This window comes from Mesorhizobium sp. B2-1-3 (assembly GCF_006442495.1).
Taxonomy (GTDB): domain Bacteria; phylum Pseudomonadota; class Alphaproteobacteria; order Rhizobiales; family Rhizobiaceae; genus Mesorhizobium.
On the sequence record NZ_VFWL01000022.1, the window covers coordinates 39452 to 64774 of the forward strand.

A 25323-nucleotide genomic window follows, 5' to 3' on the forward strand; every position below is an offset into this window, starting at 1 on the left:
TCCAGAGGACAGGTTCAAATGAACAAGGTATTTTCCGGCATTGCCGTCGCGGCGCTGCTGTTTGCGTCTTCCTTCGCTAACGTCTCGGCCAGGGCCGATGACCTCGAGAAGGTCAAGGCGGCGGGCGAATTGAAGATTTCCATGAGCGGGCAGTATCCCCCCTTCAACTTCGTCAACGACCAGAACGAGGTCGTCGGCTTCGACGCCGATATCGGCAAGGCCATCGCCGAGCGCATGGGCGTTAAGGGCACGATCATCACGACCGCCTGGGACGGCATCATCGCCGGCCTGCTCGCCAACAAATACGACACCGTGGTCGGCTCGATGACGATCACGCCGGAGCGTGAGAAGGTGGTCGATTTCGTCGGCCCCTACTATCACGCCGGCCGTGCGGTTTTCGTCAACCAGGATTCCAAGGTGCAGAGCCTCGACGAACTCAAGGGCAAGACCCTTGGCGTGACGCTCGGCGAAACACATGAGAAATGGGCGCGCCAACAGGGCGGCTGGGACATCCGCACCTATAAGGGGCTGCCGGAATTGCTGCTTGAGCTGAAGGCGGGCCGCGTCGACGCCATCGTCGTCGACAACATTCCGGTCATGGTCGCCGTCAAGGAGACCGGCGAGAAGGTACGCAAGCTCGACACGCCGGGTATCGAAGGCGGCAGCGTCGCCATCGGCATCGCCATCCGCAAGGACAATCCCGAGCTCAAGGCCGCCATGCAGAAGGCGCTGGACGGCATGATGGCCGATGGTACCTACGAGAAGATATCGATGCACTGGGTCGGCAGCGACATCCGCTAACTTCGCCAGGCTTCGGCGGTCCAGGCCGCCTGAAGCCGAAAGCCACTGCGCCGGGCCATTCCATGGATTTCTCCTTGATGCAGCGCGTCTTCCCGTTCTTCGTGGAAGCCGCCTTGGTGACGCTGGAACTGACAGCGCTGGCCCTGGTTCTGGGGCTGGCCGTGGCAGCACTGGCCGCGACCGCAAGAATGTCGAGATCGGCGGTCCTGCGGGCCATCGGCACGCTCTATGTGAGCCTGTTCCGTGGCACACCGTGCCTGATCCAGCTCTTCGTGCTCTATTTCGGCGGTCCCCAGATCGGCATCAATCTGGATCCGTTCGCGGCCGGCGTGATCGGCCTCGGCCTCAACATCGGCGCCTATATGGCGGAGTCAATCCGAGGCGCGGTGGTGGCGGTCGACCGGGGCCAGACGGAGGCGGCCCGCACAATCGGATTCGGCCGGTTCCAGACCTTGCGCAAGGTCGTGCTGCCGCAAGCCGCCCGGCTGATGATCCGCCCGCTTGGCGTCAACACGGTCGCGCTGTTGAAAGGCTCGGCCCTGGTGTCCACCATCTCGGTCGTGGAATTGACCTACACCGCCCAGCGCTTCATCGGCTCCACCTACAAGCCGTTCGAGATCTTCGGCGTCGCGGCCCTGCTCTACATGGTCATGGTCTATGCCGTCGCCCGTATCGTCGACATGCTCGACAAGCGCTTCGCAATCATCTGAGGGGCGGAAAACAATGCAAGGCCTGGATTTCACCGTCGTCGCGCCCTACTGGGATCTTCTGCTGACCGGCGCCTGGTGGACATCAGTGCTGACGGTCTCGGCGGGAGCGCTTAGCTTCGCCGGCGGCATCTTCTTTGCGGTTGTCGTACTCTACGCGCCGGCAATCCTGGCCTACCCCGTGCGCGCCTTCATGTGGGTGTTCATGGGCACGCCGCTGCTGTTGCAGCTCTTCCTGATCTATTTTGGCCTGGTGCAGGTCGGCATCGACATCCCTGCCCTCGTGGCCGGCATTGTCGGCCTTGGACTGCATTTTGCCGTCTACAATGCCGATGTCATCCGCGCGGGCATCGTGGCCGTCGATGTCGGCCAGACGGAAGGCGCGCGCAGCATCGGCTTCGGCAAGTGGCAGACGCTGCGCCATGTCGTGATACCGCAGGCCATCCGCAACACGGCGCCGCCGATCGGCAGCAATTTGATCGCGCTGTTGAAGGAATCCTCCATCGTCTCGGTCATCGGCATTGCCGAACTGGTTCACTCGGCGCAACTGGCGATCAGCGAAACGTTTCGCCCTTTCGAATTCTATATCACTGCCGCCGCGCTCTACTACATTCTCAACCTCGTGCTCGAAGCGGCCCTGCATCGGTTCGAAAGACATGTGGAGGTTTCCCGATGAGCACGCAGCGGCCGATGGTCGAGGTCCGCGGCGCACGCAAATCGTTTGGCGCCGTCGAGGTCCTCAGAGGTATCGACCTGTCGGTCGAACGTGGGCAGATCGTCGCCATCATCGGCCCGAGCGGCTCCGGCAAGAGCACGCTGCTGCGTTCCATCAACCATCTCGAGGGTTTGAACAGCGGTGAGGTCTGGCTGGACGGCCTGCAGGTCAACCAGAAGCTGCATGGCCAGGCGTTCGAAAGGCACATCAACAAGGTGCGCCAGCAGATGGGCATGGTGTTCCAGCACTTTAACCTGTTCCCGCATTTGACCGTGATCGAGAACATCACGATGGGGCCGGTGATCCTGAAAAGCATGCCGAAAGCCGAAGCTCGTGCGCTGGCGCTTGGTCTTTTGTCCAAGGTCGGGCTCTCCGACAAGATCGACGCCTATCCCTCGCGTCTTTCGGGCGGGCAGAAGCAGCGCGTGGCGATTGCCCGCGCGCTGGCCATGCAGCCCAAGGTGATGCTGTTCGACGAGGCCACCTCGGCGCTCGATCCGGAGCTGGTCGACGAGGTCAACGCGGTGATGAAGCAGCTTGCCGCCGAGCACATGACCATGCTCATCGTAACGCACGAAATGCGCTTTGCCGGCGAAGTGGCCGACAGGGTGCTGTTCATGGATGGCGGCGTGGTAGTGGAAGAAGGCCCGCCGGGCGACATCTTCCGCGCCCCGCAAAAGGAACGCACCCGCACCTTCCTCAAGAAATACCTTTCAGCCTGAGCATGACAATGACCAGATTGACCACTGAATTCCCCGATTTCGGATTGACGCCAGAGCAGCGCCGGCACGCGGTGCGCGGACACTACTACGAATGGCCAGGTATGGATGGCGAGCGCGGTGAAATCTGGTGCTACAGCGACCGGTTTTCCTATCGCGCCGGCGAGACAGTGACGCTGCATGTCAGTTCGACGGCTCCGTCCTTCATCATGACGATCGTCCGCGACGGTGGCACCGAGACAAAGGTATTCGAGAAGTCCGGCATTCCGGCGCGTTGGCAGGAAAGTCCAGACCAGTGCTCGGCCGAAGGCTGCGGCTGGGAAGCCTCGTTCGAATTCCGCGTCGGCAGCGACTGGCCGTCCGGCGCCTATCGCGTGACGCTGACCGCGGACGGCCGTGACGGCAAGCCGATCCAATCCTATCATCTTTTCATCGTCGCGCCCCTGCCCGGCAAGAAGCCAGGCCGTGTGCTGCAGGTGGCGGCGACAGGCACCTGGCTCGCCTACAACACCTGGGGCGGCTCCAATCATTATCAGGGCATCACCGGGCCGGACCGCAACCAGTACTCGCCGATCGTCTCGACGCAGCGCCCCTGGTGCCGCGGCTTTGTCGTGCTCCCCAAGGAGGCGCCGCGCGTGCCGCTGGAGGTCGCGGTGCCACCCAGGACCGTGCCGCGCTATCCTCACATGGAATGGGCGCTTGCGACGGGCCATTCGAAGAAATACGCCTCGTCGGGCTGGGCGAGCTATGACAGCCATTTCTTCCGCTTCGCCGAACGGGCGGGCTACGCCGTCGACCTCGCCAGCCAGCATGATCTGCATTTCTCGCCGGACATTCTCGATGGCTACGACTGCGCCGTCTTCGTCGGCCATGACGAATACTGGACCTGGGAGATGCGCGATGCGGTCGACAGCTACGTCGAACGCGGCGGCCACGCGGCGCGTTTCGCCGGCAATTTCATGTGGCAGACGCGGCTGGAGGATGAAGGCCGGCGGCAGGTCTGCTACAAATACCGCGCCCGAGCCGAGGACCCCGCCTATCGCGGCGGCGACGTCACCCGCGCCACCAACTCCTGGGAGGCGCCCGAGATCGGCCGGCCGGGTTCGGCCACCTTCGGGCTCAACGCCACACGCGGCCTCTATGCCGGATGGGGCGGCTGCGCGCCACGCGGTGTGCGCGGCTTTCCCGTGTATCGACCCGAGCACTGGGCCTTTGCCGGAACCGGCATCTACTATGGCGACCTGCTTGGCGCCGACAGCCATGTCTATGGCTACGAGGTCGACGGGCTGGATTTCGAAATCCGCGGCGGCCTGCCCTACCCGACCGCGACCAGCGGCGCGCCGAATGGCTTGCAGGTTCTCGCCGTCGGCATGGCCAGTCAGGTCGAGGAAAGCGCCGATATCCCGATCGAGGATCAGTTTCTCACCGACGAGGATGGTCGCTTCAGCGCCGAGACGCTGTTCGGCGATCGGAGCGACGCCAATCTGGAAAAGATCAAACGCGGCAACGGCATGATCGTCAGTTTCCCGCGCGGCAAGGGCGAGGTCTTTCACGCCGGAAGCTGCGAATGGGTCGCCGGCCTGCTGAGGCAGGACCCGATGGTCGAACGCGTTACCCAAAATGTCCTCGATCGTTATCTCGGAAAGTCCTGACATGTCGAAAGCCCAGACCGCCGCCCCGGACATTGACGCCCGGCGCCAATCGCATCTGTTCTACCTCTCCAGCCTGCGGCGGCCGCTGATCGACCGTGCCGAGGGCATCTATATGTGGACGCAGGACGGCCGCCGTTTCATCGACGGATCGAGCGGCCCGATGGTCGCCAATATCGGTCATTCCAACCGCAATGTGCTCGACGCCATGAAGCGGCAGATGGACCGCGCCACCTTCGCCTACCGGCTGCATTTCGAGAACGAACCGGCAGAAGAGCTGGCGCGTGAGCTGGCCGGCAAGCTGCCCGAAGGCATGGACCGCATCTTCTTCGTCTCAGGCGGCTCGGAAGCGACCGAATCGTGCATTAAGCTGGCGCGGCAGTGGGCGGTGGCCACCGGCCAGGCCAGCCGCTGGAAGGTGATCACGCGCTTCCCCTCCTATCACGGCGGCACGCTGGGTTCACTGTCGATCACCGGCGACGACGCGCTGGCCGAGACCTTCACGCCAATGATGCGGGTGATGCCGACCGTGCCGGCACCGGCGGCCTGGCGCGACCGCGACAATCTCTCGATGGAACAGCGCGGTCTCCGCTATGCCGACATGCTGGAGGAGAAGATCCTGGCCGAGGGGCCGGAGAGCGTGGTCGCCTTCATCATGGAACCGATCGGCGGCGCGGCGACAGCGGCGCTTGTCGCGCCGGACAGTTATTATGGGCGCATCCGCGAAATCTGCGACCGCTACGGCATCCTGCTCATCCATGACGAAGTGATGAGCGGCGCCGGCCGCACGGGAAAATTCCTCGGCGGCGACCATTGGAACTGCAAGCCGGACATCGTCGCGCTATCAAAAGGCCTGGGATCGGGTTACGCGCCGCTCGGCGCGCTGGCGGCGCCGATGCAGCTGGTGCAGCCGCTGCTCGCCTCCGGCGGCTTCCAGCACGGCCATACCTATGCCGGCAATCCGCTCGCCTGCGCCGCAGGGCTGGCCGTGCTCGGCGAAATGGACCGCCTCGACCTGATCGCCAATGCCGCCGCCATGGGCGATGTGCTGATGGACGGATTGCGAGAGCTAGCCGAGCGCTTCCCGTTCATCGCCGACGTGCGCGGCAAGGGCCTGCTCACCGGCGCCGAGATGCTTGCCGATCCCGAAACGCTGCGGCCGATCGACCAGAGCAGGAAGGCGACGCAGCGCCTGCTCGACCTCGCCTATGAGCGCGGGCTGATCATCTACGGCCGCAAGGTCAAGGGCGGTGTCGACGGCGACAATTTCATGGTCGCACCACCGATGATCGTCACCAGCGAGCAGGTCGGCGAGATCATCTCCATCATCGGCGACTCGCTCGAAGTCCTGGCTGCCGAACTCGACCTTCCGGTCGAAGGCCGGGGATAAAACAATGGCGCCGAGAAAGGTCATCATCACCTGCGCCGTCACCGGCTCGGTGCATACACCGTCCATGTCGCCTTATCTGCCGGTAACGCCGGACCAGATCGCGGCGGATGCCATCGCCGCGGCCGAGGCCGGCGCCTCGATCCTGCACTTGCATGCCCGCGACCCAAAAAACGGACGGCCTACGGCCGATCCGGACGTGTTCATGCAGTTCCTGCCGCGCATCAAGCAGGCGACGTCGGCGGTGATCAACATCACAACCGGCGGCTCCTCCCTCATGACGCTGGACCAGCGGCTGGCGGCACCTTTGCGGGCCGAGCCCGAAATGTGTTCGCTCAACATGGGCTCGATGAATTTCGCGCTGTTCCCGATGCTCGACAAGCCAAGGGAATGGCAGCACGAATGGGAACCGAAGCTGCTGGAAGCCACACGCGACACGATCTTCAAGAATACCTTCGCCGATATGGAGGGCGTTCTCGAGAGACTGGGCAAGGGCTGCGGCACGCGTTTCGAATTCGAGTGCTACGATGTCGGCCATCTCTATTCGCTGGCGCATTTCCGCGACCGGGGGCTGGTGTCGGGGCCGCTGTTCATCCAGTTCGTGCTGGGTATTCTTGGCGGCATTGGCGCCGATCCGGACAATCTCATCCACATGAAGCGCATCGCCGACAAGCTGTTCGGCGACAGCTACCAGTTCTCGGTGCTGGCCGCGGGCCGCCACCAGATGCCGCTGATCTCTATCGCCGCGGCCATGGGCGGCAATGTCCGTGTCGGGCTCGAAGACAGTCTCTACGACGGCCGCCAGCTGGCGAAATCCAATGCCGATCAGGTGCGCCGTATCCGTGGCATTCTCGATGGACTGTCGCTGGAGGTTGCCACCCCGGCCGAAGCACGCGACATGCTGGCGCTGAAGGGTGGCGACAGGGTAGCGTTTTAATGCGACTGGCTGAGATGATAGTGCTCCGTCACACCTTGGCTCCCTGCTTGCCATGACAAGTCCGGAAAAAATCCTCCTCCGCCCCGGACGAATCGAAGACGTCGAAACCATCCATGCCGCAATTCTGAAGCTCGGCACCCATATCGGCGCGCCCGAAGAAATCGTCTCAACGCCAGACGATCTCAGGACCTGGGGCTTTGGCGAAAGACCTGCCTTCTCGACCCTGATCGCCGAAGTCGATGGCGAATTCGCCGGACTGTGCCTCTATTTCCCGATCTTCTCGACCTGGATGGGGCGGCCCGGCGTCTATGTGCAGGACCTCTATGTCGAGGACCGGTTTCGCGGTCGCAGGATCGGCGAGCGCCTGCTGCGGCGCGTCGCGACCGAGTGCCGCAAGCAAGGCGGCGCTTATCTCAGATTGTCCGTCGATACCGACAATGAGAGCGCAAAGGCCTTTTATGAAAGGCTGGGCATCGCCTGCTCGAGCTACGAGCAGACGCAGAAGATCATCGGCGACGCTTTCTTCGCCTTTGCCGACGCGCCGGAGGAAAAAGAATGAAAGCCTTCTACGCGCAGGAGCAGAAGCGCCACGACCCCAAGGCTTTCCTTTCCAGCGGCGCCCCGCAGCCCAATCCCGAAAAGCCGGAGCGCGTCGAGAGATTGTTAGCAGGCGCAAAATCGGCCGGCTGCACGATCGAGCGGCCGCGCAATCACGGACTTGGTCCGGTCGCGGCGGTGCACACGCCCGAATATCTCGATTTCCTGGAGCATATCTACACGCGTTGGCAACGCATCGAGGGTGCCTCGGCGGAAGTGATCCCCAACATTCACCCGATCGCGCGCAACGGCTCCTATCCGGCCTCCGCGGTCGGCCAGGCTGGGTACCACATGGCCGACACGGCCTGCCCGATCTCTGGCGAGACCTGGCAAAGCGCGCTGTGGAGCGCCTGGAGCGCGGTCGAGGCGGCGGAAGCGGTGATGGCGGGCGCGCCGGCCACCTATGCGCTTTGCCGCCCCCCCGGTCACCATGCGTTCGCCGACGTCGCCGGCGGCTTCTGCTTCATCAACAATTCGGCCGTCGCAGCACAGGTACTGCGCCGCCAAGCGGCACGGGTTGCGATCCTCGATGTCGATCTGCATCACGGCAACGGCACGCAAGGCATCTTCTATGCGCGGCCCGACGTGCTCACCGTGTCGCTGCATGCCGACCCGGTGCGCTTCTATCCGTTCTTCTGGGGACATGCCGACGAGCGCGGCGAAGGCCCCGGTCTCGGCTATAATTTCAACCTGCCCTTGCCACGCAAATCCGCCGACGCGGCGTTTCTGGAAGCGCTTGAGGTGGCGTTCCAGCGCATCCGCGCCTTCTCGCCCGACGCGCTGGTCGTGGCGCTCGGGCTCGACGCGTTCGAGGGTGATCCGTTCGGGGGACTTTCGGTGACGACGCCAGGTTTCTCGCGCATCGGCGAAGCCATCGCCAAGCTCGGCCTGCCGACGACAATCGTTCAGGAAGGCGGCTATCTCTGCGACGAACTCTGTGACAACCTCACCGCTTTCCTGACCGGGTTCGGCACCAAGGCACGCTGATCGGTCGATCTGCGCCTGAGACCTCCATCAGTCAGAGCGAGAGCGGGAAATTTCCATGCAATGTTTCGATCGGAAAATCCTCCATCCCGCTGTTATTCCCAGACAATTCAACTCCCGAGTCGATCAAGGACAGGGATTGCCGACCCGCTGGTGAATGGCGTCCACTGCCTTCTGCATCTCTTCGGTCCAGACGACCTCCACTGAAGACAGAGCCATTTCCAGCTGCGAAATGGTCGTCGCGCCAATGATGTTCGACGTGACAAAGGGCCGGCTCGATACATAGGCGTTGGCGAACAGCGCCGGCTCCAGGCCGAAGGAGCGCGCCAGCTCGTTGTATTCAAGCTGCGCCTCGGCGGCATTGGGCGTCTCGTAACGCTGGCCGCGGTTGAAGAGCTGCGAGCGCGACCCCTGCGGGCGCGCACCATGGTCGTATTTGCCCGAGAGATAGCCCTGCGCGAGCGGCGAATAGGCAAGCAGCGAGACCTCTTCGCGATCGCAGACTTCGGCGAGGTTCACCTCGAAGGTCCGGTTGACCAGATTATAGGCGTTCTGGATCGAGGCGACCCGTGGACCAATAGCTTTGTCAGCCTCTGCAATGAAGCGCATGACGCCCCAGGAACTCTCGTTGGACAGGCCGAAATGGCGGATCTTTCCGGCCTTCACCAGGTCATCGAAGACGGCAAGCGTCTCCGCGATCGGCGTTTCTCCGGTCGGCGCCCCGACGGAATCAGCGCGGCGCGCCACGGCCCCGACGCGCGTCGGATTGGCGCCCCAGGGTATGTCCCGCTCCGGCCAGTGGATCTGGTAGAGATCGACATAGTCCGTGCCGAGCCTGGCCAGGGACTTGTCGACGGCATCGAAGATATCGGCGCGCACCAGCTGCGACGGCCTGTCGCCGCGAAACCAGCTGTTTGCGGTGCGACCGACGACCTTGGAGGCGAGTATCACCTTGTCGCGGTTGCCCTTTGCCTTCATCCAGCTGCCGATGATCTTCTCGGTCCGCCCTTGCGTCTCCGCCTTGGGCGGGATCGGGTAGAGCTCGGCAGTGTCGATGAAATTCACCCCGCGCGAAAAGGCCAGGTCCATCTGGGCGTGGCCGTCGGCTTCGGTGTTCTGCTGGCCCCAGGTCATCGAACCGAGGCAGATCTGGGTGACAAGAAGATCGGTCCGACCGAGACGGCGTTTGTGCATGGAAGTGTGCTCCGGCGGGAAAGCTTGCGCGGCTGCGCGGGGAAGGAATTTTCATCCTACAAGAAAGCAGAGGCGCTCTCCAAGCCTCGGCAAACCGACTTTTACGTGAACCAGACTGCGCTAGCGGCGAGCCCCTGCCAGGGCGCGCCGCTTGGCCTCGTCGATCAGCATGTTAGCCACCTGCATGCGGATCATGGCGCGCTGGCGCAGGTGCGGCGCGACGCGATCAGGATGGTTGGAAAAGGCGAAGCTGCGGCGCATGCGGCCAAAATCGGCGACAGCCTTAGGCGTGTCCAATCCCAATTCCACGGCAATCGATTCGGGATCGATCGGCGGCAGTTTTTCTTCGGGCCTTGTCTCTTCGCCCGCAAGTGCCAGCTTCGCATGATCGAGCAGAGCCGCGAATTCTGCGGCGAGATCCGCGCCTGCCTCGCGATATTCCGTGGCAAATCCGCTGCCAGAAACCTTGATGCGGCCCGAATGGAGCTCGTCGGCGACGGAAAGATAGTCAAACGGAATCGACGGGCGAGTGGCGGCCTCTTCGCCTCCCCCGTCCTTGTCGGAGGCAACGAAGAGATCATCGAGCAACGAAGCGAAATCCCGCTTGGCGCTGGTAACGATGTCAGCCTCCCCAGTCTCACGGTGTGTCCGAGACATCCACCTTAGGGTCCGCTCGTTAAAAATGCATGCCGCCGATTTTAACAATTGAAGGTTTACGGGGCTGGACCACGCCCGGTCAGTCACAAAAAGCCGGACTGCGGTTGGTGCAGTCCGGAATTCGCCAGAAGCGGCGAGGAAAAACCGGCCATGTGCCAGCAAGAGGGATACGATTCGCGATCTGCGAAAGTTTCAGGCGATGCAGGATCATGGCAGAAAAATTTGCTGAGCATGGCAGGCATGCAAATGCTGCACTGCACAATTGTCACGAATCCCCTATATTCGGACGCTGGGAGGTCCAACAGGGGCCTGGATTATGGGGTTCTTCACTGAAATGTTCGCGCGGCCACGGCCGCAGGAACATCTGCGTTATCGTGCCGCGCTCGCGCTGCTGCATTCCATGAGCAATGCGGACCGCGCCGACATCGGCATCAAGCCCGCCGATTTCCCGCGCATCGCCCGCGAAATGTCCGTTCGCTAGTTCGGCCAGCCAGGGATATTCCGGCTCCGGACGGGCAACGCCTTGACGACGTGATCCGTCAACGCGAGCCCAGGAACGTTGCCTTGCCCAGCGGCACGCCATTATGGCGAAGAATGTCGTAGGCGGTGGTGAGGTGGAAATAGAAGTTGGGCATGGCCAGATGCAGGAGATACTGCAAACCGGCCATCGAGACCTCGCGCCCGCCGAGCCTGACCTCGACAATCCGCTCGTCCGAACCTTCCAGATCGGCCGCGGAGAACGTCGCCAGATGGTCAAGCGTCTTAGCGATGCGCGCATGCAATTCGGCAAAGCTCGCCTCATTGTCCTCGTATTTGGGAACCTCCCGGCCGGCGAGCCGCGATGGGGCTCCCTTGGCGTGGTCGGTGGCGATCTGCACCTGCCTGGTCAAGGCGAACATGTCGGGCGCCAGCCGCGCCGTCAGGAACACCTGCGGGTCGATCTTGCGCTCGCCGGCGTTTTGTTCGGCCGTGGACAGCACGCTGGACAGCGCTTTCAACCGGGCCGAAAACACAGCCACCGATACTTCATACATGGATAGGGTCACGCAATTATCTCCCGGGGCAGTTGAAGCGCCGCGAGCGCGAACTAGCGCCTTCCCGGGCGATTCTTCAAGCGATACCCGCAAGGCGTCACCACGTCGCCGCAATCACCGTGGTAGAATCTCCGTTACCGCGTGGAGATTCCCGATGAGACACGCTTTTCTCGCAGCGACTGCCTTGTTCTCCCTTGCCTCGATCGCCCAGTCGGCACCTGCCGACGAGGCGCCCTACGTCGATGACAGGTCGAGCGCCGAGGCAGTTGTCCGCTCGCTCTACAGTGCCATCAACCGGCATGAATTCGCACGTGCCTGGGGTTATTATGGCGATACCAAGCCGGCCAAGGACTTCGACAGCTTCGTCAAGGGCTATGACGGTACCGACAAGGTGGATGTCAGGACCGGCGCCGTATCCAACGAGGGCGCGGCAGGCAGCATCTACTACAGCGTGCCGGTCGCCATCCAGGCAACCGACAAGAAGGGCGAGGCGAAGGTCTTTGCCGGCTGCTACACGCTGCGCCAGGTCAATGCCCAGATTCAGGCGCCGCCATTCCAGCCGATCTTCATCGACAGCGGAGCGCTGAAGCCGTCGAGCGCGGACTTCGAGGAGGCTGTGCCGGCTAGCTGTGGCGACGGCCCGCCGCCGCCGAAGAGGGATGCAGCGCTGGAGCAGGCCAAGAAGGCTTTCCTGGCCAGCTATAGCGACCAATGCGACAAGGATCTCGCGGCCAAGGAGCCGGAGATTTTTTCCATCAAATACAGGGACAAGGATGCGGCGGCCGGCGATCCCGACAAGGAAACGCGCCTGTTCCATTTTTCCTGCTCGGCGGCCGCCTACAATGAAAGCTCGATCTACTACATGACCGACGAGGCGAACGGCGTCAGGCAACTGCAGTTCACCGAACCGGAGATGGACATCCGCTACGTGAACAACGACAGCGAAGGCAAGGTCGAATCCATGCACATCGTCGGCTTCCGGACCACCGGCTGGGCGACCAATTCCAGCTACGACCAGGACGCCCACACGATAACCACCTTCAACAAGTGGCGCGGCGCCGGCGATGCCTCGTCAGCAGGCACCTATCTGTTCCGCAACGGCGATTTTTCACTCGTCCAGTACGACGTCGACGCCTCCTATGACGGCGAGGAAAACCCGCAAACGGTTGTCGACTACAACACCGCTCCCTGAGCCCCGCGAGGTCCGATCACGGCGCCTTCGACAGCATCCAGTTCAACGCGCCGCGCCAGTCGACCATGCGGATGGGGGTGCCGTGCGTGCCGGTCTCGAAGCGCACGAAGCGGGTCGGATAGGCTTTCGACTTGGCGATGATGGACCGGAAGAAGGATTCCTGGTTTGCCACGGGAAAGACCACGTCATGGCTGCCTTGACCGAAGAAAACCGGCACGTGGCGTCTGAAGGCAAGGCTGGAGAAGAAACTCTCATCCCACAGCGAGCCAAGCAGCAAAAGCCCGTCGATTTGCCTGCCTGTGTCCGTGCGGGCGGCAAGCTTCCAGCACAATGCGCCGCCCATCGAGCCGCAGGCGACGAAGATCTTCGCGCCCGGCGACTGTTGCGCATAGTGATCGATCAGCGCCGCGACCTGTGCCGCCCCCTTGTCGCCGAAATCTGGGAAGTCAGGGCTGAGATAAAGGCCGCCATTGCCTGCCATCAGGTTTTTGATGCGGTTGAAATTGCCGCCGAAGGTGAAGTCATCGATACCTTGCTTGCGGCTGCCGCCCTGCCCGTGCAGGTAGAGCACGATGACGGAAGCCCCTTGCGTCTTGCCTACGGCGATGTGCCGGACGTCGCCGGCATCGGTTTTCAACAGCAGATCCTGCTGCACCTTGCGCACACCGGTATCGGTATACTGCGCATGCACGCGCTTTTCCGGCACCTCGTCGCGCTGGTTGATGTCGCGCATCTCGCGGTAGTCGATCACCGTGTAGTCACCGTTGGTGTCTGACGAGAGCGTAGCGGGATAGGCGAACAGATCGTCCTTGAAGGGTTTTAGTTGGAGAGCAGAGGCCTGGGCAGCAGAAAACAGGAAGAATATCGAAATCAGAAAGGCAGGGAGCGTGAGCACCCCCCTCTGGCCTGCCGGCCATCTCCCCCTCAAGGGGGGAGATTGGCAGTTTCGGCGGGGGCGCCCTTCTGCCGGCCGTCGAGATTGGCGAAAGCCGAAATGATGTCCAATCTCCCCCCTTGAGGGGGAGATGGCCGGCAGGCCAGAGGGGGGTAGAAGCGTTGACATTAACGAAATGAAACCGGAAGCCATACCGCAGGCTTGCGTAATTCGGCCCGGGTTTGTCAATCCTGCAGCACGCCGCCGGCGCCTTCCAGCGCCTCGCGAGTGTCGACATCGACGGACGCGCCCTCGCCGATCTCTACATCGACGACGTCAAGTCCTCCGGCCTCGACCAGATGGCGTGCGCCGGTATCACCTTCGAGATGGGCGACAGCCGGGAACAGCGAGCGCGGCAGAAGTACCGGGTTGCCGCGTTTGCCAAGGTGCGAGGCGCGGACGACCAAATTGCCTCCCGCCCCGCGAAACGCATCGATCAGCCGGTCGAGATCGCCGGTCGAGACACCCGGCATGTCTCCGAGAACGATCATCGCACCGGCGGCATCTCCCGGCAGATAGGCCATACCGGCTTTCAGGGAGGTGGAGAGCCCATCGGCAAAATCGGGATTGTCGGCGAAAGTCACGTCCAGGCCCGATAACGCGCCGCGCACCCGCTCACGCTGGTGGCCGGTAACGACGATCGTGCCCGAAGCTTTCGAGGCGAGCGCACGCTCTGCTGTACGGCGGACCAACGGTTGGCCGTCGAAAAGCGCCATAAGTTTGTTCGGCCCGCCCATGCGGCTCGAACGGCCTGCCGCCAAAAGCACGATCCCGACCTTGAGCCGGCTTACGGCCGGCAGCGGTTCGCGCGGCTGCGGGCGTGTCGGGATTTCCATCAGCAGGCCGCCGACGCCCATGCCGGCGATGTCGGTCGCCGTTACGTCGAGGCCGGCGATCAGCCGGTCGAGCACCCAGTCGAAGCCGTTCTCCTTGGGGCTGCGGGCGCAGCCCGGCGCGCCGATGATCTGCTTGCCGGCGAGCCTGCCGAGCACCAGTAGATTGCCGGGGTCGACCGGCATGCCGGCGCGGATGACAGTACCGCCCGCTTCCTCGATCGCGGCCGGAACGACGTCGGCGAAATCGCTCATGGCCGAAGCGCCGAAGATCACGACCATGTCGTTATCGCGCGCCAGCGAGGCGGCCGCCTCGGCAACCGGCGCAACCTCGTGCGGCGTGCGGCGCTCGGCCGTCAGCCGCCCGCCCGAACGCGCCAGCCGTGCCTCGGTGACGCGCAGCGTCTTGTCGAGCACGCTCGGCTTGACGCCCGGCAAGACGGTCTGGATAACACCGACACGAATGGGCCGATAGGCATTGACGGCAAAGATCTCGCCGCCGGCGCAGATTTCCATGACCGCATCGACCAGCGCCGACCCAACGGCGAAGGGAATGATCTTCACGGTTGCCACCATCTGGCCCTTTTCGACCGGCGCATGCTGGCCAAGCGTGGCGATGGTGATGGTTGGATCGACGGCATTGATGGCGTCGATCATCGCGCTGTTGACGGTGAAGACGCCAGCGGCTTCGGCATGGAGGTTGACCCGCCCCGTCGCGGCAGGCTTGGCCGCGACATTGCGGTGGCGCATACCGGTCGCGATCCGTTCGGCGGCGGCGTCTTCGCCCAGATCGCCGGGAGAAAGCACGGCCGCGACGACTTCGCTGATGCCCGCCGCTTTCAGCACCCCGACATCCTCTGCACTCAGCCGATGCGCTTTGCGGAAACGTCGCTCGCCGACCGTCGTCGCGTGCGCAAGCACGGCGCCTTCGGCCTGTTCGATAGGAACCGGGCCGAATTTCACGCTGCGGCTTCCCTGGCTTCAAGGCCGCGCGAGCGAAACGCGTGAATGACCTGCGCCAGCACGGCGACGGCGATCTCGGCGGGGCTGGCCGCGCCGATATCGAGACCGATCGGCGCCTGGATGCGACCGATCTGCTCGGAACTGGCGCCCAGCGCCAACAGGCGCTCGACACGCTTGGCATGGGTTTTCCTGCTGCCGAGTGCCCCGACATAGAAGCACCTGGCGTCGAGCGCCGCCTTCAGCGCGAAATCGTCGATCTTGGGATCGTGGGTGACGGCGGCGACCGCCGTATAGCTGTCGAGTGGCTGTCGTTGCAGCACCTCCTCAGGCCATTCGGCGTGCAACGCGACGTCGGGAAAGCGGTCCGACGTGGCAAAAGCCGTGCGCGGATCGATGATCTCGACTGGATAGCCGGCGATCCTGGCCATTGGCGCCAGCGCCTGGCTGATATGCACGGCACCGATCACCACCAGGCGAGGATGCGGCAGATGCGCGTTGAGAAAAAAGGTCCGCCCTTCCGCTTCGACCGAGCCGGAATTCCCGGTGCGGAACGCCTTGCTGATCGCGGCACCGAGATCGCCGGCGACCGGATCGCCCTCGCGCACGACACGGTCGCGGCCGTCACCAAGATCGGTGACCAGGATCGCGGCGCGGCGCGCGCGGCGCTCGGCGTTGAGTGTTTTCAGCGCATAGGGATCCATCGAAGATCAGCCTAGCCTTTCCACATACACTTTGATGCGGCCGCCGCAGGAAAGGCCCACCTGCCAGGCGGTCTCGTCGGCGACGCCGAATTCCAGCATTCTGGGCTTGCCGGTGCCGATGACGTCCATGGCATCCGTCACCACGGCGCCTTCGACACAGCCGCCCGAAACCGAGCCGTGGAAATTGCCGTCGGCGTCGATGACCAGATGGCTGCCGGCCGGGCGTGGCGCGGAACCCCAGGTCTCGACAACGGTCGCGATGGCGACATCCTTGCCGTCCTTCATCCAGCCTTCTGCGATGATCAGCGGGTCACGGGCCTCGTCGAGATAAATGCTGTCGCTCATCGTTGCTTCTCTCAGGGTCTGTTTTTCCCGGAAATATGTGTGTTCAGCAGCATATGGCTACGCGGCGCGCCTCGCGCCACCCTCCATCCATCGCCGAGGATCGACGGCATATCCAGGCTTCCGGTCCAGCGAGGCGCAGAGATCGGCGAGCGCGTCGAGATTGTGCACGGCACGGAATTCGTCGACATGCGGCAGCATCGCCCTGACGCCGCGGGCGCGCGCCTGGAAACCGTCAAAGCGCAGCAAGGGGTTCAGCCAGATCAGCCGCCGGCAGGATTTGTGCAGACGCTCCATTTCCTCCGACAGGCCGTCGACCTCGTCTCGCTCCAGCCCGTCGGTGATCAAAAGCACCACCGCGCCCTGTCCTAGCACGCGCCGCGACCATATCAGGTTGAACTCGGCCAGCGTGTCGCCGATGCGCGTGCCGCCCGACCAGTCCTTGACCGCGGTGGAACAGTCGGCCAGGGCGGCGTCGGGATCGCGATGGCGCATCTGTCGGCTCAGATTGGTGAGCCTAGTGCCGAAAACGAAAGTGTGCACGCGCCGGCGCTTTTCCGTCAGAGCATGCAGGAAATGCAGGAAGATGCGCGTGTACTGGCTCATCGAACCGGAAATGTCGGCAAGCACGACCAACGGCGGATACACTTCGCGGAGCGAGCGGAATTTCGGCAGGATCAGTTCGCCCCCAGTGCGTGCGGCCGAGCGCATCATGGCACGCGGATCGATGCGGCGACCGTGCGAATCGGCCTTGAAACGGCGCGTCCGCACCATATCGAAGGGCAACCGCAGTTCGGCGATCGCTTTCCTGGCGTCGGCCATCTCGGCGGCATTCATCTGAGCGAAATCCTTGGCCCTCAGCACCTCGTTGCCGGAGAAAGTAAAGCGCGCGTCGACCTCGATCTCGGGGATTTCCTGCGCCGGCTGGTTCCTGCTGTGGCCTGCGAACATGGCCTGGCTGACACGGCTTTCGGCCGCGCGTGGCTTCTGCTTCTCCCTGGTATCGGGCGCCACCGGCGAAAGCATCGCCAGCATCTTTTCGATCAGCTCACGCGACTTCCAGAATAGCCGGAAGGCCTCGTCAAAGATGGCATGGTCCTCATGCCGCGACACCAGCACGGCATGCAGCGTCCAGTAGAAATCGTCGCGCGAGCCGATGCCGGCGGCAAGTACCGCCTCGATGGCATCCTTGACCGAGGCCGGCCCGACGCGCATGCCTGATTTGCGCAAGACACGGGCGAAATAGACGATGTTGTCGGCGATGTGGCCGTCGACGGTCGCCTCCTTGGGTTCCGCGCGAGGCATGGCCATGGGCCCTACTCCGCCGCCGAAAGCTCGGCCTTCACCTCATCGAGGATACGCCGGCCTTCGCCCTCGCCGATGCGGGCAATGTCGTCCTGGTATTTCAGCAGCACGCCGATCGTGTCGGAGACGGTTTCCAGGTCGAGCGCGACTTTGTCGAGTTCGGTCAGCGCGCCGGCCCAGTCGATGGTCTCGGCAACGCCCGGCATCTTGAACAATTCGATCTGGCGCAGCTTCTGGATGAAGGAGACCACCTCGGCCGAAAGCCGGCTGTTGGCCTGCGGCACCTTGCGGCGCACGATCTCCAACTCCCGCTCGGCGCTGGGATAATCGACCCAGTGATAGAGGCAGCGCCGCTTCAGCGCGTCATGGATTTCGCGGGTGCGGTTGGTGGTGATTATGACGATCGGCGGCTCCTCCGCCCTGATCGTGCCGAGTTCGGGCACCGTCACCTGGAAATCGGAAAGGATCTCGAGCAGGAAGGCCTCGAACGCCTCGTCGGTACGGTCGAGCTCGTCAATCAGGAAAACCGGGGCGGCGCCGGCCTTGCCGGTCAGCGCATCGAGCACCGGACGGCGTATCAGGTATTTTTCCGAGAAAACGTTGCGCTCCATGTCGGAGCGGTCAACCTTGCCGGCCGCCTCCTCCATGCGGATCTCGATCATCTGCGCGGCATAATTCCACTCATAGATGGCGGACGAGACGTCGAGACCCTCATAGCATTGCAGACGGATCAGCCGGCGGCCGAGCGCCTCTGCCAACACCTTGGCGATCTCGGTTTTGCCGACGCCGGCCTCGCCCTCGAGGAACAGCGGCCGCTTCATGCGCAGCGACAGGAAAAGCACGGTGGCCAACGACCGGTCCGCCACATAGTCCGCGCCGGTCAAGAGATCGAGCGTCTCGTCGATCGTCCGCGGCACGGGGCGCGGTTTTAGCTCGGTCATTCCTTCTCCGTGGACGCCTCTGCCCCGCTTTCCAAAACGTGGTAGCCGCGGGCGTGATAGATCAGCGGCCGCAAATTATCGCCCATGCGCAGGCCTGTCACCTTGCCAAAAAGCACACGATGGGTGGCCAGGTCCTTGGTGTCGATCAGTTCGCAGTCGAACACGGCGAGCGCGCCCTTCAAGGTCGGCGCGCCGGTGGAGATCACATCCCACTCGCCGAGCGCGAAACGTTCCTCGACCGGCAGGCCGGTGATGCCGGAAAAGCCGATCGACAGCGGCTCCTGGTGCGAGGCAAGCGTGTTCAAGGCAAACCTGCCGTTTTTCACGAACGGCTCGTTCTTGGGATTTTCACGGTTCAGGCAGACCAAAATGGTCGGCGGCGTATCGGAAACCGAACAGGCGGCGATGACCGTCGCGCCACGCTTGCCGGCCGGCCCGTCGGTGGTCACCACATGGACGTGACCGGCAAAATGGCTCATCGCGTCGCGATAGGCCTGCGGTCCTATGTCGTTCTTCTTCAACACCGGAGATTTTCCATAGCCTGAACCCTATCGCTATATATGGCTAGATATGACAAGCCACAAGCGAAGTGCTTGGCCCATATCCCGAAATTCGCGTGTTGCGCCAAGACCGGGCAGCCTTTAGGTCTTGGCGGGAGTGGGGCCGGGACCATCCGGGCTCGCTTGGAGGAAGTCTTCGACAGGATGCGACCCGGGGCAACGATATCTGCCGCGCTGGCCTGGCTGCTGCTAACCGGCGCCGCCAACGCCCAGACGCTGCTCGTCGGTGTTGCCGCGCCGCTCTCCGGATCCTCGGCGATCCTTGGCAGGCAGATCGAAGCCGGCGCCGAAGTGGCGGCCCAGGCGAACGGCATCGAGCTCAAGACCATCGACGATGCCTGCACGGCCGATGGGGGTGCCGCGGCAGCCCGGGAATTCGCGACCGCCAAGGTCAATGTCGTCGTGGGATTTCTCTGTACGGAAGCGATCGAGGCGGCGATGCCGATCTTGAAGGACGCAGGCATCGCCGTCATCACCGTTGGCGTGCGAACCGAAAGCCTCACTGACCGTCGTCCCCAGACCGGCTGGCCGGTCTACCGGCTCGGACCGAGGGGCGACGACGAGCGCAATGCCGTCGCCAACACCCTTACCCGGCTTTGGCAGAACGAACTGTTCGCCGTCATCGATGACGGCACCATCTACGGCCGTGAGATCGCCGAGACGTTGCGGGCGGCGGCCGAACAGGCGGCGCTGAAGCCGGTGTTCGTCGATACGTTCCGGCCGCAGCTCGACAACCAGATCGGTCTGATTGGCCGGCTGAAGAAGGCCGGCGCAACCCATGTCTTTGCCGGTGGCGACGGCGACGACATCGCCATCATGGGTCGCGACGCCGCGCAACTCGACGCCGGCATCGTATTCGCCGGCGGCGAGAACCTGCGCACTCCGCCCGGCGCAATGCCCTATGCCACGGGAACGCTGATGATCGCTCCCCCGGAATGGGCCGATGTCGCCAATCCCAAGGTGCTCGAGGTGTTTGCCTCGCAGAAGATCGTGCCGGACGGCTACACGCTGCCGGCCTATGCGGCGGTAGAAACCGCCAAGGCGGCGATGGCGGAAGCCGCAAGCTCCGGCAGGCCGCTTGCGGAAGCGCTCATCGGGCATGATTTCACCACGGCGATCGGGCCGGTGCGCTTTGATGCGAAGGGCGACCTCAGCCGGAATCCGTACCGCGTCTTCCGGTTCGATGGCGCCCGCTTCGTACCGTTGGAAAGCAACTGATGTTTCGCACCGGCCCGCGCAACCTGATCACCGATGTCGCCGGTCTCAGCGTCGGCAACGCCTCCGATGCCCGACTGAAATCCGGCGTGACGACGGTCCTTTGCGACGAACCGGCCGTAGCCGGCGTCCAGATCCTGGGCGGTGCGCCGGGCACGCGCGAGACGGACCTGCTCGAACCCCACAATTCGGTTGAGACGGTCCATGCCGTGGTGCTGTCGGGCGGGTCGGCTTTCGGCCTCGACGCAGCGTCCGGCGTACAGGCAGCACTGCGCGAGCGTGGCATCGGCTTCGAGGTCGGCGGCTTTCGCGTGCCGATCGTGCCGGCGGCGATCCTGTTCGACCTGCGCAATGGCGGCGACAAGGACTGGGGCCGCTATCCGCCATACCGCGACCTCGGCTACGAGACGGTGCAGGCCGCCGGTTCGGATTTCCAGATCGGCACGACCGGCGCCGGCACCGGCGCGCTGACCTCCGGTCTCAAGAGCGGGCTTGGCTCGGCTTCGACGCTGCTTGACAATGGCGTCACCATCGGCGCGCTGGCGGCGGTCAATCCGATCGGCTCGGTGACCATCAGCCGAAGCCGCCATTTCTGGGCGGCTCCGTTCGAGATCGGCGATGAATTCGGCGGGCTTGGCTATCCCTCGCCAATGCCGGACGACGCCAAAAGCATCCTCTTGAAGTTTCGCGACAAGACGTTCACGGGCAAGGCGGATGCCGGCGGCAACACCACCATCGCCGTTATCGCCACCGATGCCGTTCTCACCAAGGCCGCCGCAAAGCGCCTGGCCATGTCAGCGCATGACGGTTTCGTGCGGGCCATATGGCCGACGCACACGCCGGCCGATGGCGATCTGGTCTTCGCGCTGGCGACCGGCAGGAGCGGTATCCGGCTCGAAGCCGACGCGGCAATCGACCTTTATGCCGCGGCAGGCGCCACGATGGCGCGCGCCATCACGCGCGGCGTTTTCGCCGCGACGCCCGCCGAGGGCGATCTGTTTCCGGTCTGGTCTTCGCGCTGACTTATACGCGATCAGGTGGGGTCGGACTTTTCTTCCTCGAAAGTGCCCGCGACGTCGGAATTCGCCGACAGCCAGACCTTCTTTCCCTCGACCTCCGCGACAAGGCTCAGGGGAATGAAATGATGGTGCCCCTTATGCGTGCCCATACCGCTGTCGGACTTGGTCAGCTTGATCCGCTGCCCCTCGACTTTGTCGACCGTGCCGACATGAACGCCATCGGCACCGATCACTTCCATATGCTCACGAATTTTGCTGGTGTCGGTCATGGTGGTTCTCCATTGGGACTGCCGACAATAACAGACGAGGCCGCGATTGGATGCATGGCGCTTGCTTTATCGGGCAGCGCGACGCCGGTATCTTGTCGTGATAGGGAATGGCGATATCGTTGGCCGGCGGAAAACCTCATGCAAAACCTTCTTCTGTTTGCCGTTTGCCTGCTTGCGCAGTTTTGCGCAGTCGTCGCCGCCCGGGCCGGGGATGTCGCCGAGCTTGAAATCCTGGGCTTCACCAAGGACGGCGGCATCTTCGCGTTCGAAGAATATGGCGTGCAGGATGGATCGGGATTTCCCTACGCCAATCGCTATTATATCGACACCAGCAACGACAGCTTTCTCCAGGGAACGCCTATTCGCGTCCGGCTCGACGACGAGAACGCCACGTTGACGGCGGCTCGTATTCAGGCCCGCGAGAAGGGCGAAGCGGTCGTCAGCCAGGCGGAGTTGGCCGCGAACAAGGGCATCACCGCAGGCTTCAACCCGGTAACGGAGATGTCCGCCGACCCGCATCGGATGGCGGTCAATCCGCGTCCGATCTTCTCGCCAGTCGACCAGCCGCTCGAGTTCCGGCTGGACGAGATCGGCATGAACGAGACTAAGGGCTGCGAGAGCCAGGGTGAGATCAATGGCTTTCGGCTGCTGCGCGTCGAGGCGCAAGCCGGCGGTACGACGAAGTTGTTGCACGAGGACAAATCGATCCCCAAGAGCCGGGGTTGCCCGAACGGCTACCGCATCGGAGCCGTGCAGACATTTTCGATGGACAATCCCAGCGCCTATGCGGTGCTGATCGCGGTGCGCCAATATGGCTTCGAAGGCCCGGACTATCGCTGGATCGCGGTGACCGGCCGCCTGTGACACCGCTCGTCCACCCCGCCAGGCGTCATCGCGCCCTGGGCCGCCTCCGCGGCGCCATACCAACGCCGGGCACGGCGCTGCTCGGCGCGCTGCTTTGGGCCGCCACGATGGGCGCCAGCGCGCTCCTCAACCTGTTGCTGGAAAGTTGGGTGACGCCAGATAAAATCCGCACCGTGACGCTGCTGTTTGCAGGCGGCGGCGCTCTGGCCTTTCCTGTTGGCCTGTTCGCGGCACGGCTGGTCTCGCGCGGAAGGAGCTGGGAAGTCGCCTTCGCGGCGGCATTCGTGGGTCTCGCCGCCGCGACGATCGGCCTGACCGCCGGGCTGTATGCCTTGCAATACCGGTCCTACTATGCCGCATGGCATGCACCCACCTTCACCCTCACCTGGGGGCTTCAGTTCGTCTTCACGATGGCGGTGGCGCTCTACCAGTTCGTGGTGCTGGGCATCAGGCTCTATTTCCCGATCGGGTTCCTCGCCTTGTTTGCCGCCAGCCTCTGGTTTGCGCGGCGGCGGCGTTGAGCATTTTGTCCGCCTCTGTTAGGACGCGGGCAAATTTCTCGACACGTTAGGACTGACCGATGATCCCTCGCTACTCCCGGCCGGAAATGGTGGCCATATGGTCGCCCGAAACCCGGTTCCGCATCTGGTTCGAGATCGAGGCTCATGCCTGCGACGCGCTGGCCGAACTCGGCGTCATCCCGAAACAGGCGGCGAAGACCATCTGGGAAAAAGGCAATGCCGCAAAGTTCGACGTCGATGCGATCGACGAGATCGAGCGCGTCACCAAGCACGACGTCATCGCTTTTCTCACCCATCTCGCCGAATTCGTCGGACCCGACGCCCGCTTCATCCATCAGGGCATGACATCCTCGGACGTTCTCGACACGTGTTTCGCGGTGCAGCTCACGCGTGCCAGCGACATGCTGCTGGCCGACATCGACGCGCTGCTTGCGGCGCTGAAGCGCCGCGCCTTCGAGCACAAGGATACCGTCACCATCGGCCGCAGCCACGGCATCCATGCCGAGCCGACCACCTTCGGCGTCAAGCTGGCGCAAGCCTATGCCGAATTTTCGCGCTGCCGCGAGCGGCTCGTGCATGCTCGCGAGGACATAGCCACCTGCGCCATTTCGGGAGCGGTCGGCACCTTCGCCAATATCGAGCCTTATGTGGAAGAGCATGTCGCGGCAAAGCTCGGGTTGAAGCCGGAGCCCGTATCGACGCAGGTGATCCCGCGCGACCGCCATGCCATGTTCTTCGCCACGCTCGGCGTCATCGCATCGTCGGTGGAGCGGCTGGCGATCGAGATCCGGCATCTGCAGCGCACCGAGGTGCTGGAAGCCGAAGAGTATTTTTCGCCTGGCCAGAAAGGTTCGTCGGCGATGCCGCACAAGCGCAACCCGGTGTTGACCGAGAACCTAACCGGCCTTGCCCGCATGGTGCGCTCCTTCGCGCTGCCGGCGATGGAGAATGTGGCGCTCTGGCACGAGCGCGACATTTCGCATTCCTCCGTCGAGCGCATGATCGGGCCGGATGCGACGGTGACGCTGGATTTCGCGCTGGCGCGGCTGACCAGCGTCATCGACAAACTGCTCGTCTATCCCGACAACATGCTGAAGAACATGAACAAGTTCCGCGGCCTGGTGCATTCACAGCGCGTGCTGCTGGCATTGACGCAAGCCGGCGTCTCCCGTGAGGATGCCTACCGGCTGGTGCAGCGCAATGCCATGAAGGTGTGGGAGCAAGGCGCTGATTTTCTTGAAGAACTACTGGCCGACAATGACGTCACCGCCGTCTTGCCGGAAGCCGAGATCCGCGAGAAATTCGACCTGGGCTACCACACCAAGCATGTCGACACGATCTTCCGGCGGGTGTTCGGAGAGGCGTGAGGGGCTTTCCTTCTCCCCGTCGCTATACTAGGAGAAGGTACCGCAGGACGTAACTGCCGATCACGCTTTGCCGGGAATGGTCCTGATCACCGTGCCCCACGGATCTTCGCGGGTCGTTTCACTGGCCACGTTGTCGGAACGCATCTCGACCCAGGCAAGGCCCGACCGGGCCGGGTCGCGGCGGCCGGCGCCGGCGCTCTGCCACGCATTGGCGCCTATATGATGATGGTAGTGGCCTGACGACAGGAACACAGCCTGGCCGCCATACTTCGCCACCGTGTCGAAGCCGAATTCCTGTTTCCACCAGGCTTCCGCCTCTTCCGGCCGGCCGACGCGCAGGTGGACGTGGCCGACAATGCTGTTTTCAGGCGCTCCCTGCCAGCCCGCGTCGCCCGCCGGCACTTCGGCGACGACCGAAGGAATGTTCAGCCGTTCGGTCGCCATCGCGATCTTGTCGCCGTTCCACGTCCAGTCCTGCGGACGGCGATCGGCATAGATCTCGATCCCGTTGCCCTCGGGATCGGTGAGGTACAGCGCTTCGCTGACCAGATGGTCCGAAGCGCCCTCTATGGCGATCTTGTCTGATATGGCGTGGTTGATCCAGCGGCCGAGATCGGCACGGCTGGGCAGCAGGAAAGCCGTGTGGAACAGGCCGGCGCTGCGCGGATCGTCAGGCTTGGCCGAGGCGTCCGGCTCCAGCACCAACAGCGGACGGTTGGCGGCGCCCAGGGTGATCGCGCCATCGGCGCGGCTTAATTCCTGCAAGCCGACAACAGCGCGATAGTAGGCCGCTAGGCTTTCGGCGTCGCGCGCCTTCAGCCCGACCCGGGCAACGCTCACCGGCGTGGTGGCGGCAAAGGGCAGTTCGCTCATGATTGTCTCCGTTGCGGCGACGCTTTGGCATAAACCCCGAGGT

Annotated in this window: 28 protein-coding genes; 16 read left to right on the forward strand and 12 right to left on the reverse strand. The window is 63.6% G+C overall.

What is annotated here, in order from left to right:
* The first annotated feature begins 18 nt into the window (after nucleotides 1-18).
* The 9 genes from FJ973_RS27305 to FJ973_RS27345 all read left to right on the forward strand — a co-directional run bounded on the left by FJ973_RS27305 (nucleotide 19) and on the right by FJ973_RS27345 (nucleotide 8499).
* Complete coding sequence (locus FJ973_RS27305) at nucleotides 19-801, forward strand: ABC transporter substrate-binding protein (protein WP_140558524.1); 783 nt, start codon at nucleotides 19-21, stop codon at nucleotides 799-801.
* Between the two features lie 62 nt (nucleotides 802-863).
* Nucleotides 864-1511, forward strand: coding sequence for an amino acid ABC transporter permease (locus FJ973_RS27310; protein ID WP_140517677.1), 648 nt, complete (start codon nucleotides 864-866; stop codon nucleotides 1509-1511).
* A 13-nt stretch (nucleotides 1512-1524) separates the two neighbouring features.
* Nucleotides 1525-2184 carry an amino acid ABC transporter permease gene (locus FJ973_RS27315; protein WP_140558526.1) on the forward strand — a complete coding sequence of 220 codons (660 nt, stop codon included), beginning with the start codon at nucleotides 1525-1527 and terminating at the stop codon, nucleotides 2182-2184.
* Complete coding sequence (locus FJ973_RS27320; protein ID WP_140493771.1) at nucleotides 2181-2945, forward strand: amino acid ABC transporter ATP-binding protein; 765 nt, start codon at nucleotides 2181-2183, stop codon at nucleotides 2943-2945. The genes FJ973_RS27315 and FJ973_RS27320 overlap by 4 nt, the downstream gene beginning before the upstream one ends.
* An 8-nt stretch (nucleotides 2946-2953) precedes the next feature.
* Nucleotides 2954-4594, forward strand: coding sequence for a N,N-dimethylformamidase beta subunit family domain-containing protein (locus tag FJ973_RS27325; protein WP_140558528.1), 1641 nt, complete (start codon nucleotides 2954-2956; stop codon nucleotides 4592-4594).
* A gap of 1 nt (nucleotide 4595) precedes the next feature.
* Entirely contained in the window at nucleotides 4596-5981 is a 1386-nt protein-coding gene (locus tag FJ973_RS27330; protein WP_140558529.1) for an aspartate aminotransferase family protein, read from the forward strand.
* Nucleotides 5982-5985: 4 nt separating this feature from the next.
* Nucleotides 5986-6915 carry a 3-keto-5-aminohexanoate cleavage protein gene (locus tag FJ973_RS27335; RefSeq protein ID WP_140558531.1) on the forward strand — a complete coding sequence of 310 codons (930 nt, stop codon included), beginning with the start codon at nucleotides 5986-5988 and terminating at the stop codon, nucleotides 6913-6915.
* Between the two features lie 52 nt (nucleotides 6916-6967).
* Nucleotides 6968-7474 carry a GNAT family N-acetyltransferase gene (locus tag FJ973_RS27340; protein ID WP_140558532.1) on the forward strand — a complete coding sequence of 169 codons (507 nt, stop codon included), beginning with the start codon at nucleotides 6968-6970 and terminating at the stop codon, nucleotides 7472-7474.
* The gene (locus FJ973_RS27345; protein ID WP_140558534.1) at nucleotides 7471-8499 is read left to right on the forward strand and encodes a histone deacetylase family protein; all 1029 of its coding nucleotides are present in this window, start codon (nucleotides 7471-7473) and stop codon (nucleotides 8497-8499) included. The genes FJ973_RS27340 and FJ973_RS27345 overlap by 4 nt, the downstream gene beginning before the upstream one ends.
* A gap of 123 nt (nucleotides 8500-8622) precedes the next feature.
* On the opposite strand, the gene FJ973_RS27350 is transcribed toward FJ973_RS27345, so the two are convergent.
* Together FJ973_RS27350 and FJ973_RS27355 are read right to left on the reverse strand one after the other, a co-directional pair.
* Complete coding sequence (locus tag FJ973_RS27350; protein ID WP_140517684.1) at nucleotides 8623-9690, reverse strand: aldo/keto reductase; 1068 nt, start codon at nucleotides 9688-9690, stop codon at nucleotides 8623-8625.
* Between the two features lie 120 nt (nucleotides 9691-9810).
* Nucleotides 9811-10278, reverse strand: coding sequence for a hypothetical protein (locus tag FJ973_RS27355; protein ID WP_140494990.1), 468 nt, complete (start codon nucleotides 10276-10278; stop codon nucleotides 9811-9813).
* Between the two features lie 385 nt (nucleotides 10279-10663).
* Between FJ973_RS27355 and FJ973_RS27360 the strand changes: the two genes are divergently transcribed.
* Complete coding sequence (locus FJ973_RS27360) at nucleotides 10664-10828, forward strand: hypothetical protein (protein ID WP_140493788.1); 165 nt, start codon at nucleotides 10664-10666, stop codon at nucleotides 10826-10828.
* A 58-nt stretch (nucleotides 10829-10886) separates the two neighbouring features.
* On the opposite strand, the gene FJ973_RS27365 is transcribed toward FJ973_RS27360, so the two are convergent.
* Complete coding sequence (locus FJ973_RS27365; RefSeq protein WP_140517685.1) at nucleotides 10887-11393, reverse strand: DUF1993 family protein; 507 nt, start codon at nucleotides 11391-11393, stop codon at nucleotides 10887-10889.
* A gap of 142 nt (nucleotides 11394-11535) precedes the next feature.
* Here FJ973_RS27365 and FJ973_RS27370 point away from each other — a divergent pair, with 142 nt between their 5' ends.
* Nucleotides 11536-12573, forward strand: a complete 1038-nt coding sequence (locus tag FJ973_RS27370) for a DUF1176 domain-containing protein (RefSeq protein WP_140493792.1) — start codon at nucleotides 11536-11538, stop codon at nucleotides 12571-12573.
* 16 nt (nucleotides 12574-12589) lie between these two features.
* Here FJ973_RS27370 and FJ973_RS27375 read toward each other — a convergent pair whose 3' ends face one another.
* From FJ973_RS27375 to FJ973_RS27410, 7 genes are all read right to left on the reverse strand, one after another.
* Nucleotides 12590-13438 carry an alpha/beta hydrolase gene (locus FJ973_RS27375; protein ID WP_140558562.1) on the reverse strand — a complete coding sequence of 283 codons (849 nt, stop codon included), beginning with the start codon at nucleotides 13436-13438 and terminating at the stop codon, nucleotides 12590-12592.
* A 254-nt stretch (nucleotides 13439-13692) separates the two neighbouring features.
* Entirely contained in the window at nucleotides 13693-15303 is a 1611-nt protein-coding gene (locus tag FJ973_RS27385) for a molybdopterin-binding/glycosyltransferase family 2 protein (RefSeq protein ID WP_140493794.1), read from the reverse strand.
* On the reverse strand, nucleotides 15300-16004 hold the full coding sequence (locus FJ973_RS27390; protein WP_140493796.1) for an XdhC family protein: 705 nt from the start codon (nucleotides 16002-16004) through the stop codon (nucleotides 15300-15302). The genes FJ973_RS27385 and FJ973_RS27390 overlap by 4 nt, the downstream gene beginning before the upstream one ends.
* A 6-nt stretch (nucleotides 16005-16010) precedes the next feature.
* On the reverse strand, nucleotides 16011-16349 hold the full coding sequence (locus FJ973_RS27395) for an XdhC family protein (protein ID WP_140493798.1): 339 nt from the start codon (nucleotides 16347-16349) through the stop codon (nucleotides 16011-16013).
* Between the two features lie 57 nt (nucleotides 16350-16406).
* Nucleotides 16407-17651, reverse strand: a complete 1245-nt coding sequence (locus FJ973_RS27400) for a VWA domain-containing protein (protein ID WP_140558564.1) — start codon at nucleotides 17649-17651, stop codon at nucleotides 16407-16409.
* A gap of 11 nt (nucleotides 17652-17662) precedes the next feature.
* Nucleotides 17663-18592, reverse strand: a complete 930-nt coding sequence (locus tag FJ973_RS27405) for a MoxR family ATPase (RefSeq protein WP_140558536.1) — start codon at nucleotides 18590-18592, stop codon at nucleotides 17663-17665.
* Nucleotides 18589-19116: a flavin reductase gene (locus tag FJ973_RS27410; RefSeq protein ID WP_140493802.1), complete on the reverse strand. Its 528-nt coding sequence runs from the start codon at nucleotides 19114-19116 to the stop codon at nucleotides 18589-18591. The genes FJ973_RS27405 and FJ973_RS27410 overlap by 4 nt, the downstream gene beginning before the upstream one ends.
* 180 nt (nucleotides 19117-19296) lie before the next feature.
* Here FJ973_RS27410 and FJ973_RS27415 point away from each other — a divergent pair, with 180 nt between their 5' ends.
* Nucleotides 19297-20370: a branched-chain amino acid ABC transporter substrate-binding protein gene (locus FJ973_RS27415; RefSeq protein ID WP_140558537.1), complete on the forward strand. Its 1074-nt coding sequence runs from the start codon at nucleotides 19297-19299 to the stop codon at nucleotides 20368-20370.
* Nucleotides 20370-21389, forward strand: coding sequence for a P1 family peptidase (locus FJ973_RS27420; RefSeq protein WP_140493806.1), 1020 nt, complete (start codon nucleotides 20370-20372; stop codon nucleotides 21387-21389). The genes FJ973_RS27415 and FJ973_RS27420 overlap by 1 nt, the downstream gene beginning before the upstream one ends.
* An 11-nt stretch (nucleotides 21390-21400) precedes the next feature.
* Here FJ973_RS27420 and FJ973_RS27425 read toward each other — a convergent pair whose 3' ends face one another.
* Nucleotides 21401-21655, reverse strand: coding sequence for a DUF2171 domain-containing protein (locus FJ973_RS27425; protein WP_140558539.1), 255 nt, complete (start codon nucleotides 21653-21655; stop codon nucleotides 21401-21403).
* 138 nt (nucleotides 21656-21793) lie between these two features.
* Here FJ973_RS27425 and FJ973_RS27430 point away from each other — a divergent pair, with 138 nt between their 5' ends.
* The 3 genes from FJ973_RS27430 to purB are packed head-to-tail and all read left to right on the forward strand — an operon-like array spanning nucleotide 21794 to nucleotide 24407.
* Nucleotides 21794-22519 carry a DUF2259 domain-containing protein gene (locus tag FJ973_RS27430; RefSeq protein ID WP_140493810.1) on the forward strand — a complete coding sequence of 242 codons (726 nt, stop codon included), beginning with the start codon at nucleotides 21794-21796 and terminating at the stop codon, nucleotides 22517-22519.
* Nucleotides 22516-23040, forward strand: coding sequence for a hypothetical protein (locus tag FJ973_RS27435; protein WP_224519150.1), 525 nt, complete (start codon nucleotides 22516-22518; stop codon nucleotides 23038-23040). The genes FJ973_RS27430 and FJ973_RS27435 overlap by 4 nt, the downstream gene beginning before the upstream one ends.
* A gap of 59 nt (nucleotides 23041-23099) precedes the next feature.
* Nucleotides 23100-24407 carry an adenylosuccinate lyase gene (purB, locus tag FJ973_RS27440; protein ID WP_140522066.1) on the forward strand — a complete coding sequence of 436 codons (1308 nt, stop codon included), beginning with the start codon at nucleotides 23100-23102 and terminating at the stop codon, nucleotides 24405-24407.
* Between the two features lie 60 nt (nucleotides 24408-24467).
* Here purB and FJ973_RS27445 read toward each other — a convergent pair whose 3' ends face one another.
* Nucleotides 24468-25280 (reverse strand): VOC family protein, encoded by an 813-nt coding sequence (locus tag FJ973_RS27445; protein WP_140522064.1) that lies wholly within the window; start codon nucleotides 25278-25280, stop codon nucleotides 24468-24470.
* Nucleotides 25281-25323 lie beyond the last annotated feature (43 nt).